Genomic DNA, 10,413 nt, shown 5'->3' with positions numbered 1-10,413 from the left:
CAAGCTGCTGGCCAACCCGGCGGCGATGGGCGACCAGCTGCTCAACTCGCTGCAGCGGTTCCACAAGGACACCATGGCCCTGGGCGCCAAGCTGGACGCGCCGGAGCCCGCCCCGGCGACGCGGACGGCGTCGCTGACCACGCCGGGCGCGGCCAAGCCCGGCCTGCAGCCGGGCCCCGCCGCCGCGCCGGCGCAGCAGGCGGCGCCGGAGGTCGACTTCAAGGGCCAGATGCGCGAGATGCGGGCGGCGACGCAGGAATTCAACAACGGCATGCTGCGGACCACCCTGGTCACCACCACCGCCCGGCAGTTGGGCAACGTTCCGGAAACCCTGCTGCGCGGCTGACCGCGGCGCCGGCCTTTCCCGGCGGGCTTGGACAGGTTCTCAGAAAGGTCGACCGGAATTGCTCAAATCCTGGGTCAAGCCCTTCGCGTTCGCCGCGCTGCTGCTGCTCGCCGCCTGCAAGGTGGAGCTGTACAGCAACCTGGAGGAGCGCGAGGCCAACGAGATGGTGGCGATCCTGCTGCACCAGGGCATCCCGGCCGAGCGCGAGATCACCAAGGATCGCGGCCTGGTCGTCTCGGTGGAGGAGGATCGCTTCGCCGACGCGGTCGACGTGCTGCGCCGCAACGGCTATCCGCGTGAGCGCTATGCCAAGATCCCGGACCTGTTCAAGGGCGAGGGGCTGGTCTCGTCTCCGGTCGAGGAGCAGGCGCGGCTGATCTATGCGCTGAGCCAGGAGCTGTCGAGCACGATCTCCGAGATCGATGGGGTCTATTCCGCCCGCGTCCACGTCGTGCTGCCGGACAGCGAGGGGCTGAAGGTCGCCTCCACCCCCTCCTCCGCCTCAGTGGTCATCCGCCACCGCGCCGATGTCGACCTGTCGAAGCTGACACCCGAGATCAAGATGCTGGTCGCCAACGGCATCAAGGGCCTGCTGTACGAGAACGTCTCGGTCGTGTTCCTGCCGACGGACCCGGAGGCGGCGATGCCGCCGGTCACAGACCCGCTGACCAATGTCGCCGGCTTCTGGGTGCACCGCTCCAGCGCCCCCTGGCTGCAGGGGCTGCTGGCCCTGGTCGCCGTGGCCGTGGTCGCCGCCGCCGGCACCGTCGGCTGGCGAGTCTGGCGCCGCCGCGGCGCGGCCCCGCAAGCGGCGGAATGACCATGTCGCCGGAGATGGCGGACCGGCTGGCGCTGCGCCGCTTCGACCGGGCGGTGGCGCGGCACGCCCATCCGGCGCAGCTCGGCCGGGCCTTCCCGGGCCTGCCGGAGGCAGCGGCGCTGCGCCTGCTCGACACGCCGCGGCTGCAGCCCCGCCTGTCGGAGCTGCTGCGCCGGCGCCTCGGCCTCGCGCCTTGCGACGCCGCTTCCTGGCGGGAGGACGTCGCCCGCATCGCCGGCCTGTCGCCGGCCGATCTCGACCGTGCCGTCCGGCACGCCGGCGCCGCGGCGCTGGCGGCGCGGCTGCGCACCATCGTCCTCGGCGCCGATATCCGCCGCGTCACCGGCCGGATCGGCGCCGATGCCTACGCCTTCGGCCTCGGCCACAAGGGGCCGGGCCCGGCGCTGGCCGGGCTGGAGGCGATGCCGGCCGAGGAGGCGATCGACCGCGCCGGGCTGCTGTGCCTCGCGGCCTGGTGCGGCGAGGCCGGCCCGGCGATCGGCGAGCGGATGCGGCTGCGGCTGGCGCCGGAGCGCTGGCCGGGAGGCGGCGTGCCCCCGGCCGAGCGGCCCCGCGCCGCCGCCCTGTTCGCGGCCGCCGCCCGCGCGGTGGCGCCCCATGGCTGAGTCCGCCCGCCCGGCTTTCCGCCGCAGCGGCCCGGTCGTGAAGGCCGAGACGCTGGGCCAGTGGCGGAGCGCGCAGCAATACGTGGCCGAGGCCGAGGCCCATGCCGGGCGGCTGCGGGCCGGGGCCGATGCCGCCTTCGCCGCCGAGCGCGAGCGCGGCCATGCCGAGGGCCTGGCCAATGCCCGCGAGGAGGCCGCCGCCCTGCTGGCGACGACCGGGCTGCAGATCGACCGCTATCTGGCCGGGCTGGACCAGACCCTGGCCGACCTGGTGCAGGACACGATCGAACGCATCCTCGGCCGCTTCGACCGGCACGACCTGCTGCTGCAGGCGGTCGACCACGCGCTGCGCCAGGCCCGGCTGGACCATGCGGCGACGCTGCGGGTGGCGCCGGACATGGTCGAGGTGCTGCGCGGCCGGCTGGCCGATCCGGCGCTGGCCGATATCGGCCGGCGGGTGACGGTGGAATCCGATCCCGGCCTGGCCGCCGATACCTGCGTGATGGTGACCAAATACGGCCATGTCGAGCTGGGCATCGACGCCCAGCTGCGCGCCCTGCGCGACGCGCTGCGCCGCACCGGCCCGGGCGAGAAGGCATGAGCCCGGACGCCCTGCCCCGCCCCGGCCTGCAGCTGCGGGCCGACCCGCTGCAGGCGCTGCGCCGGCGGCTGGAGGAGGCCGATCCGCGCCCGGTCAAGGGCCGGGTGGTCAAGGCGATCGGCGTCACCGTCCATGCCGAGATCAACGACGCGCGGCTGGGCGAGATCTGCGAGCTGCGCGACCCGCAGACCGGCCACAGCATCCTGGCGGAGGTGGTCGGGCTGGTCGACGGCGCCGCCGTGCTGACCCCGATCGGCAGCCTGCAGGGCCTGTCGACCCGGACCGAGGCGATCCCGACCGGCCGCGCCCTGCGGCTGGGCGTCGGCCCCGCCTTGCTGGGCCGGGTGCTGGACAGCCTGGGCCGGCCGCTGGATACCGCCGAGCGCGGGCCGCTGGACACCGACGGCACCTATCCGCTGCATGCCGAGGCGCCGCCGGCGCTGCTGCGGCCGCTGATCAGCCGGCCGCTGCCGCTGGGCATCCGCGCCATCGACGGCCTGCTGACCTGCGGCGAGGGCCAGCGCATCGGCATCTACGGGTCGCCGGGCACCGGCAAATCCTCGCTGCTGGCGCAGATCGTCAAGGGCGCCGATGCCGACGCCATCGTCATCGGCCTGATCGGCGAGCGCGGCCGCGAGGTGCGCGAGTTCATCGACCGGCATCTGGGGCCGGAGGCGCTGCGCCGGGCGGTGATCGTCACCGCCACCTCCGACCGGCCGGCGATCGAGCGGGTCAAGGCGGCCTTCGTCGCCACCGCCATCGCCGAGTATTTCCGCGACCAGGGGATGCGCGTCGCCCTGCTGATGGACAGCGTCACCCGTTTCGCCCGCGCCGTGCGCGAGATCGGCCTGGCCGCCGGCGAGCCGCCGACGCGGCGCGGCTTCCCGCCCTCCTTCTTCGCCATGCTGCCGCGCCTGCTGGAACGCGCCGGGCCGGCGGCGACCGGGTCGATCACCGGCTTCTACACCGTGCTGGTGGAGGGCGACGCCGAGACCGATCCGATCGCCGACGAGACCCGCGGCCTGCTGGACGGGCACATCGTGCTGTCGCAGGCCCTGGCCAGCGCCGGGCATTTCCCGGCGATCGACGTGCTGGCCAGCCGCAGCCGGGTGATGGAGGCGGTGATCGACAGCGGCCATCGCCGGGCCGCGGTGCAGATGCGCCGGCTGATGGCCAAGCACAACGACATCGAGCTGCTGCTGCAGGTCGGCGAGTACCGGGCCGGCGCCGACGCGCTGGCCGACGAGGCGGTGGCCAAGATCGGCGACATCCGCCGCTTCCTGCAGCAGGATTTCGAGGAGGCCTCGACCTTCGCCCAGACCCGCGAGCAGCTGGAGCGGCTGAGCCGATGAGCCTGCGTTCCAAACCCGACGCCCTCGACCGGCTGCGCAAGCTGCGGCGCGATCGCGAGCGGCTGGCGATCGAGACGCTGGGGCAGGAGCGCGCCGCCCTGACCGCCGCCGAGACACGGGAACGCCAGGCCGAGGCCGACCGCGACGCCTATGAGGCGCAGCGCGCGGCGCAGGAGGACCGGCTCTACACCGCCGCGCTGGAGCAGCCGGCCGCGGCCGACGCGCTGGAACGGTTGGGCGACCGCATCTCGGAGCTCGCCGCCGGGTCCCGGCGCCAGGACGCCGCGGTGCGGGAGCGCCGGGCCGAGACCAGCCGGGCCGAGAGCGACACCGACGCCGCGCGCGAGGCCTGGAAGCAGCGGCGGCGGGATGCCGACCGGCTGGACCGGCTGGCCGAGCGCCGCGGCCTGGCCCGGCGCAAGGCCGCCGAGATCCGCGACGATGTCGCGGCCGAGGACGAGGCCAGCCTCGCTCCAGGCGGAGGCCGGTCATGACCGCCGCCGCGCCCCGGATCCGCGCGGCGGATCCACAGGCCTCCGGTCTCGCCATCCGCCCCTTCGACCCGCCGGCCCTGACCCGCGAGCAGGCCGGCGACGCCAATGCCGTGGCCCGGCGCTGCACGGCCGTTCCGGTCCGCATCGGCGGGTTGGAGATCGAGGCGCCGCTCGCCGTCATTCCAACGCTCTCCCTGCCCGAGGCGGACGGCGTCGCCATCGCCCTGCGCCTCGGCCGCGGCCGCCTGGTGCTGCAGGTGCCGGCGCTGCTGGTCGAGCAGGCGCTGGCGGAGGCGGCCCGCGTTCCCGTGGCCGAGCTGGAGCCGGAGCTGGCGGGACTGCTGCTCGAGGCCGTGGCCGCCGACCTGCTGCCGGCGCTGGAGGCGGCGGCCGGGGCGCCGATCGCGATCGAGAGCGTCGGCATCTCCATGCCGGGCTTCGCGGCCGCCTTCCGCTGCGCCGTGACTGTCCGCCACGGCTTCGCCGAGACGGCGCTGCCCCTCGCCGCCGACGAGGCCGCCCGCCCCGCCCTGAGGCGGCTGATCGAGGCCGCGCCATCCCGGCCCGCGCCGGCCGCGGGGCTGCCGGTGCCGATGGCCGTCCGCATCGGCGCGGTGCGCCTGTCCCTGGCCGAGCTGCGCGGGATCGAGCCCGGCGACGTCGTCTTTCCCGATGTCGCCTGCCGGGCCGGCGAGGCGCTGGTGGTCTATGGCGAGCGCTGGTCGCACACGGCGCAGCACGAGCGCGGCGCGGTCACGATCACGGGGCCGCGGCGGCCCCTGGCCCTGCAGGATGGAGGAGGATGGATGGCCGATCCCGACAGCGATGCCGCGACGCCGCCGGCGGAGCGGCTGGATGAGCTCCCGGTGACGCTGGTGTTCGAGCTGGGCCGCAGCGAGCTGCCGCTGGCGGCGGTGCAGGGCTTGGCTCCCGGCGCGGTCATCCCGCTGGGCCGCGACCCGGGCGAGGCGGTCGACATCGTCGCCAACGGCCGGCGCATCGGCCGCGGCGAGATCGTGCGGATCGAGAACGAGCTGGGCGTGCGCGTGGTGCGGCTGTTCGGCGATGAATGAGGCGCAGCCGGACGTCCTGCCGCTTCTCGGCATCGTCACCATCGTCGGGCTGATCCCGTTCCTGGTCGTCACCCTAACCGCGTTCCTGAAGATCTCGGTGGTCATGCTGCTGCTGCGCAACGCGCTCGGCATCCAGCAGACGCCGCCGAACATGGTGCTGTACGGCATCGCCCTGATGCTGACGATCTACATCACCAGCCCGGTGATCGCGGAGGTCTATGCCCGGGTCAGCGACCCGGCGCTGCGGCTGCGCAGCATCCAGGACTGGCAGGCGGTGATGCAGTCGGCGGTGGAGCCGGTGCGCGCCTATCTGATGCGCTTCACCGACCCGGCGGAGCGCGAATTCCTGCTGTCGGCCACGTCCCGGGTCTGGCCGGCGGAGGCCAGCGCCGCGGCCACGCCGAACGACTTGGTGATCCTGGTCCCGTCCTTCGTCATCTCGGAGCTGACGCGGGCCTTCGAGATCGGCTTCCTCCTGTACCTGCCCTTCATCGTCATCGACCTGATCGTCTCGGCGATCCTGATGGCGATGGGCATGATGATGGTGTCGCCGCTGGCGATCTCGGTGCCGTTCAAGCTGTTCCTGTTCGTCATGGTCGACGGCTGGTCGCGCCTGCTGCACGGCCTGATCCTGAGCTACGGCTGAGGCGGCGATGCGGTCCGGACGTCCCCCCTTCGTGTCATTGCCGGGCTTGACCCGGCAATCCAGAAGGTCTCGACAGACTCTGGATGCCCGGGTCGAGCCCGGGCATGACACAGAGGGGTTGCCGGCGCCGGGGGAGCACCCATGAACCAGGCCACCATCGCACATCTGCTGCAGGAGGCGCTGACCCTGACCCTGCTGCTGGCGCTGCCGGCGCTGGCGATCGCCGCCGCGGTCGGCCTGCTGGTCGGCCTGCTGCAGGCGGTGACGCAGATCCAGGACCAGACCCTGCCGATGGCGGTCAAGGTGATCGCCGTGGTGCTGGCCCTGGTGCTGCTGGGCCCGATGCTGGCCAGCCCGCTGGTGCGCTACACCGACCGGATCTTCACCGACTTCCCCGCCATCACCCGCGGCACGATGCCGGCCGATGCTGGGCCGCCCCGATGATCGAATCCTTCCGGTTCGTGGCCGAGCTGGTCGGGCCGTACCTCACCGCCCTGTCGGTCGCCATCGCCCGCGCCGTCGCCCTGGCCGCGGTGCTGCCGGTGTTCTCCTGGCTCGGCCTGACCGGCATCCTGCGCAACGCGGTGGTCATCGCCCTCGCCCTGCCGATGGTGTCGCAGGTGACGTCGGAGCTGGCGGTGCTGACGCCGCTGCAGCCCGGCCAAGTGCTGATGCTGGTGGCCAAGGAGGCGGTGGTCGGCATCCTGCTGGGCCTGCTGTTCGGCCTGCCCTTCTGGGCGGTCGAGGCGGCGGGCGAGCTGATCGACATGCAGCGCGGCGTCAACGGCGCCTATCTGATCGACCCCAACGCCTCGGGCCAGGCCTCGCCGGTCGGCACGCTGTTCGTGCTGGTGCTGCTGGCGCTGTTCTTCGCCGGCAACGGCCTCGGCATCGTGGCCGAGGCGCTCTACAACAGCTATGCGATCTGGCCTGTCACCAAGCTACTGCCGGCCTTCAACGGCGAGACGCCGGCCCTGCTGCTGGGCCTGCTGGACCATGTGGTCCGGCTGGGCCTGCTGCTGGCCGTGCCGCTGGTGATCGTGATGCTGCTGGCCGATATCGGCCTGGCCGTGATCGGCCGCATGGCGCCGCAGCTCAACGTCTTCGACCTGTCGCTGTCGGTGAAATCCGCCGCGCTGCTGCTGGTGCTGCCGATCTACGCCATCTTCCTGGTCCCCTATTTCGACGACAGCCTGGGGTCGATGCGCGGCGTGCTCGACCTCGCCCGTACGGTGCTGCCGTGAGCCAGACCAGCGAGGACAAGAGCTTACCGGCCAGCTCGAAGAAGCTGGCGGATGCCCGGCGCAAGGGCCAGGTGGCCCACAGCCGCGACCTGGTCACCGTGGTCGCGCTGGTCGCCGGCTTCCTGTATCTCGCAGTCGAGGGGGCGGAGATCATGGAGGCGTTTCGCGCCATCCTGACCGAGCCGATCGCCCTGACCGCCAAGCCGTTCGACCAGAGCTACACCATCATCCCGACCCTGCTGGCGCTGGCGGCGCGGATCGTGGCCCCGCTGGTGTTGGTGATCGTGGTTGCCAGCATTGTCGCCAATGTCGGCTTCCTGCGCGGCATTCCCTTCTCGCTGGACCCGATCGTGCCGCGCAGCGACAAGATCAACCCGGTCGCCGGCTTCCAGCGGCTGTTCAGCCTGCGCAACCTGATCGAGTTCGCCAAGGCGCTGCTGAAGGCCTGCACCCTGATCGGGGTGATCGGGGTGATCGCCCTCGGCGCGCTGCGGGCGGTGCTGGTGGCGCCGCAATGCGGCCGCGACTGCGTCGGGCTGGTGCTGGTGGCGACGCTGAAGCCGGTGCTGATCGGCATCGTCGCCGTGCTGCTGGTCTTCGCCCTGCTCGACATGGCGCTGCAGCGCTGGCTGTTCCTGCGCGACCAGCGGATGACCCGCAGCGAGATGAAGCGCGAGCGCAAGGAGCAGGAGGGCGACCCGCATATCCGCAGCACCCGGCGGCAGCTGCATCGCGGCCTGGCCCGGGGCGAGGGCCGCTCCACAGTGCCGACGCTGTTCATCACCGATGGCGAGGTCACCGTCGGTATCCGCTTCGTCGCCGGCGAGACGCCGGTGCCGATGCTGGTCGGCAAGTCGTTCAAGGCCGGCATGGCCGGCGTGCCGGTGGAGACGGCGCCCTTGCTGGCCCGGCAGCTGCACGCCGAGGGCCGGATCGGCGAGGCCGTGCCGAACGAGCATTTCGACGCCCTGGCCCGGATCCTGCTGCGGCTCGGCGCGGTGTGAGGCACCCCCCTCCTGCGCTAAGCTCGGGCGAGGAGAACGGGAGAACGCGATGGAATCGGATGCAGCGCCGCGGCGAGTTGAGGAAATCGCCAGCTACCATGCCCATGTCTATTTCGACCCGGCATCGACCCGCCACCGGGCCGAGCGGCTGCGCGGCTGGATCGGCGAGCGCTTCCGCGTCCGCCTCGGCCGCTGGCACGAGGTCCGGGTCGGGCCGCACGACCAGGCGATGTACCAAGTCTCCTTCGCCGCGGAGCTGTTCGCGACGCTGGTGCCCTGGCTGATGCTGAACCATGGCGGCCTGAGCATCCTGGTCCATCCCAACACCCGCAACCCGCGCCGGGACCATCTGGACGACCGGATCTGGATCGGCGCGCCGCTGCCGGTGCATGGCGACGTCCTGCCCGAGGACGACGAGGCCGAGGGCCCGCTGGAGCCGAACACCGAGCCGGACCGGCCCGCCTAGGACCAGTCCCCGATCAGGGCGAGGCCGGGCCGCGCGGCAGGAAGGCGGCGATGATCGCCTCGGCCATGCGGATGAAGCGGGCGCTGGGGCCTTCGGCACCGACGCTCTGCCGGCTCACCCGGGCGCCTTCCAGCAGCAGCCACAGCGTGTCGGCCAGCAGCTCGGCCTGGGTGGCGCCGGCGGCGCGGCACAGCCGCACCAGGCGGTCGCGCTGGGCGGTCTTGAAATCCTCGATCACGCGCCGGGCCGGATGGCCGGGCTCGGTCAGTTCGACCGCGGCATTGACCATGTCGCAGCCGCGCGCATCCGAAATCGCGCATTCGGCGCCGAACCGGACCCATTCGTGCAACTGCGCCGCCGGGTCGCCGGAATGCGTCGCCTCGAACCTTGCCCAGACCGCATCGGCCTCTTCGGCGAGGCCGTTCAGGCATTCGACGATCAGGTCGTCCTTCGATCCGAAATGCCGGTATAATGTCATCTTGTTGGTGCCGGCCGCCTCGGCGATGGCGTCGACGCCGACGCCGCGATAGCCGTGGCGGTGGAACAGGTCCCGGGCCGTACCCAGAATCCGGTCGCGGGGCCGGAGTTCGGCGCCGGGCCCTGACGGTGCCTCCAGCCGCGGGGGTGTGATCGTCGTCATAGCGCCTGGTTGCCGTTGACGGTATCGTTGCACTGCATCATTTATTCTGTTACTTACCGGTAACACCCTAGCAGGATCAGGTCAAGATCCGACCCCAGCCAGCGGGTGTAGGGCCGAAGCTCGACTTGACGACGGCTCGCCGGAACGATAATCAACCACAAAGTTAACTTAACCAAGAGGTTTACCATGGCCTTGGGGTCGGCCTCGGCGATTTCCTGCGGCGCGCGCGACGGCGGCGCGGTGCGGGGCTGCCTGCCCGGGGGGATGACCCGGCCATGATCGGCTTCTTCATCCAGCGCCCCATCTTCGCCTCGGCGATCGCGGTGATCATGGTGCTGGCCGGCGGCATCTCCTACTTCCTGCTGCCGGTCTCGCAATTCCCCGACATCACGCCGCCGCAGGTGGTGGTCAGCGCCCAGTATCCGGGCGCCAGCGCCCAGGTCGTGGCCGACACGGTGACGACGCCGCTGGAGCAGCAGATCAACGGCGTCGAAGGCATGATGTACATGTCGTCGACCTCGTCGAATGACGGCACCTCGAACATCACCGTCACCTTCCAGGTCGGCTATCCGCTGAGCATCGCCGCGGTCGACGTGCAGAACCGGGTGTCGCAGGCGGCCTCGTCGCTGCCGGCGATCGTCAACCAGGGCGGCATCACGATCCAGAAGCAGAACCCGAACTTCGTGCTGATCGTCGACCTGACGTCGCCGGACGGGTCCGTGGACCCCGTGGAGCTCAGCAACTACGCCTATCTGCAGATCGTCGACCCCATCAAGCGCCTGCCCGGCGTCGGCAATGTCCAGATCTTCGGCGAGCGGCGCTATTCCATGCGCATCTGGCTGGACCCGGACAAGCTGGCCAATCTCGGCGTCACCGCCGTCGACGTGCAGAACGCGGTGGCCGAGCAGAACGTGCAGGTGGCGGCCGGCAAGATCGGCCAGTCCCCCGCCCCTGCCGGCACCGCCTTCGAGCTGCAGGTCAATGCCCAGGGCCGCCTGAGCGACCCGGCCCAGTTCGGCGACATCGTCGTCCGCGCCGATCCGGCGACCGGGTCGGTGGTGCGGCTGCGTGACGTCGCCCGGATCGAGCTGGGCGCCCTGC

At 72.0% G+C, this 10,413-nt stretch carries 14 protein-coding genes; 13 read left to right on the top strand and 1 reads right to left on the bottom strand.

Annotated features, from left to right (window positions below):
• From ABDW35_RS23455 to ABDW35_RS23400, 12 genes are all read left to right on the top strand, one after another.
• Positions 1–346: hypothetical protein (locus ABDW35_RS23455; protein ID WP_343716283.1), on the top strand; the 346-nt coding region annotated here is incomplete at its 5' end.
• 58 nt (positions 347–404) lie between these two features.
• On the top strand, positions 405–1,166 hold the full coding sequence (sctJ, locus tag ABDW35_RS23450; protein ID WP_343716282.1) for a type III secretion inner membrane ring lipoprotein SctJ: 762 nt from the start codon (positions 405–407) through the stop codon (positions 1,164–1,166).
• On the top strand, positions 1,163–1,792 hold the full coding sequence (locus tag ABDW35_RS23445; protein WP_343716281.1) for a SctK family type III secretion system sorting platform protein: 630 nt from the start codon (positions 1,163–1,165) through the stop codon (positions 1,790–1,792). The genes sctJ and ABDW35_RS23445 overlap by 4 nt, the downstream gene beginning before the upstream one ends.
• Positions 1,785–2,393 carry a type III secretion system stator protein SctL gene (gene sctL / locus ABDW35_RS23440; protein WP_343716280.1) on the top strand — a complete coding sequence of 203 codons (609 nt, stop codon included), beginning with the start codon at positions 1,785–1,787 and terminating at the stop codon, positions 2,391–2,393. Before ABDW35_RS23445 ends, sctL begins: the two co-directional genes overlap by 8 nt.
• Positions 2,390–3,745 (top strand): FliI/YscN family ATPase, encoded by a 1,356-nt coding sequence (locus tag ABDW35_RS23435; RefSeq protein WP_343716279.1) that lies wholly within the window; start codon positions 2,390–2,392, stop codon positions 3,743–3,745. The genes sctL and ABDW35_RS23435 overlap by 4 nt, the downstream gene beginning before the upstream one ends.
• Positions 3,742–4,239: a YscO family type III secretion system apparatus protein gene (locus tag ABDW35_RS23430; RefSeq protein ID WP_343716278.1), complete on the top strand. Its 498-nt coding sequence runs from the start codon at positions 3,742–3,744 to the stop codon at positions 4,237–4,239. The genes ABDW35_RS23435 and ABDW35_RS23430 overlap by 4 nt, the downstream gene beginning before the upstream one ends.
• Positions 4,236–5,312: a type III secretion system cytoplasmic ring protein SctQ gene (gene sctQ, locus ABDW35_RS23425; RefSeq protein WP_343716277.1), complete on the top strand. Its 1,077-nt coding sequence runs from the start codon at positions 4,236–4,238 to the stop codon at positions 5,310–5,312. Before ABDW35_RS23430 ends, sctQ begins: the two co-directional genes overlap by 4 nt.
• Positions 5,305–5,958 (top strand): type III secretion system export apparatus subunit SctR, encoded by a 654-nt coding sequence (gene sctR, locus ABDW35_RS23420; RefSeq protein WP_343716276.1) that lies wholly within the window; start codon positions 5,305–5,307, stop codon positions 5,956–5,958. Before sctQ ends, sctR begins: the two co-directional genes overlap by 8 nt.
• 141 nt (positions 5,959–6,099) lie before the next feature.
• Positions 6,100–6,402, top strand: a complete 303-nt coding sequence (gene sctS / locus ABDW35_RS23415; RefSeq protein ID WP_343716275.1) for a type III secretion system export apparatus subunit SctS — start codon at positions 6,100–6,102, stop codon at positions 6,400–6,402.
• Positions 6,399–7,202 (top strand): type III secretion system export apparatus subunit SctT, encoded by an 804-nt coding sequence (sctT, locus tag ABDW35_RS23410; protein ID WP_343716274.1) that lies wholly within the window; start codon positions 6,399–6,401, stop codon positions 7,200–7,202. The genes sctS and sctT overlap by 4 nt, the downstream gene beginning before the upstream one ends.
• Positions 7,199–8,206 carry an EscU/YscU/HrcU family type III secretion system export apparatus switch protein gene (locus tag ABDW35_RS23405; protein WP_343716273.1) on the top strand — a complete coding sequence of 336 codons (1,008 nt, stop codon included), beginning with the start codon at positions 7,199–7,201 and terminating at the stop codon, positions 8,204–8,206. The genes sctT and ABDW35_RS23405 overlap by 4 nt, the downstream gene beginning before the upstream one ends.
• Positions 8,207–8,255: 49 nt before the next feature.
• Positions 8,256–8,672 (top strand): DOPA 4,5-dioxygenase family protein, encoded by a 417-nt coding sequence (locus ABDW35_RS23400; protein WP_343716272.1) that lies wholly within the window; start codon positions 8,256–8,258, stop codon positions 8,670–8,672.
• A 13-nt stretch (positions 8,673–8,685) separates the two neighbouring features.
• On the opposite strand, the gene ABDW35_RS23395 is transcribed toward ABDW35_RS23400, so the two are convergent.
• A complete protein-coding gene (locus ABDW35_RS23395; protein WP_343716271.1) occupies positions 8,686–9,312 on the bottom strand; it encodes a TetR/AcrR family transcriptional regulator in 627 nt (208 codons plus the stop codon).
• Between the two features lie 275 nt (positions 9,313–9,587).
• Here ABDW35_RS23395 and ABDW35_RS23390 point away from each other — a divergent pair.
• Positions 9,588–10,413: efflux RND transporter permease subunit (locus ABDW35_RS23390; protein ID WP_343716270.1), on the top strand; the 826-nt coding region annotated here is incomplete at its 3' end.

Source organism: Inquilinus sp. (assembly GCF_039594555.1).
Lineage (GTDB): Bacteria > Pseudomonadota > Alphaproteobacteria > DSM-16000 > Inquilinaceae > Inquilinus.
This window is presented reverse-complemented; position numbering and strand designations above follow the sequence as displayed.

Coding starts and splice junctions, on each gene's coding strand:
- ABDW35_RS23445 (WP_343716281.1), top strand. CDS start 1,163: ATGACCATGTCGCCGGAGATGGCGGACCGGCTGGCGCTGCGCCGCTTC.
- sctL (WP_343716280.1), top strand. CDS start 1,785: ATGGCTGAGTCCGCCCGCCCGGCTTTCCGCCGCAGCGGCCCGGTCGTG.
- ABDW35_RS23435 (WP_343716279.1), top strand. CDS start 2,390: ATGAGCCCGGACGCCCTGCCCCGCCCCGGCCTGCAGCTGCGGGCCGAC.
- ABDW35_RS23430 (WP_343716278.1), top strand. CDS start 3,742: ATGAGCCTGCGTTCCAAACCCGACGCCCTCGACCGGCTGCGCAAGCTG.
- sctQ (WP_343716277.1), top strand. CDS start 4,236: ATGACCGCCGCCGCGCCCCGGATCCGCGCGGCGGATCCACAGGCCTCC.
- sctR (WP_343716276.1), top strand. CDS start 5,305: ATGAATGAGGCGCAGCCGGACGTCCTGCCGCTTCTCGGCATCGTCACC.
- sctS (WP_343716275.1), top strand. CDS start 6,100: ATGAACCAGGCCACCATCGCACATCTGCTGCAGGAGGCGCTGACCCTG.
- sctT (WP_343716274.1), top strand. CDS start 6,399: ATGATCGAATCCTTCCGGTTCGTGGCCGAGCTGGTCGGGCCGTACCTC.
- ABDW35_RS23400 (WP_343716272.1), top strand. CDS start 8,256: ATGGAATCGGATGCAGCGCCGCGGCGAGTTGAGGAAATCGCCAGCTAC.
- ABDW35_RS23395 (WP_343716271.1), bottom strand. CDS start 9,312: ATGACGACGATCACACCCCCGCGGCTGGAGGCACCGTCAGGGCCCGGC.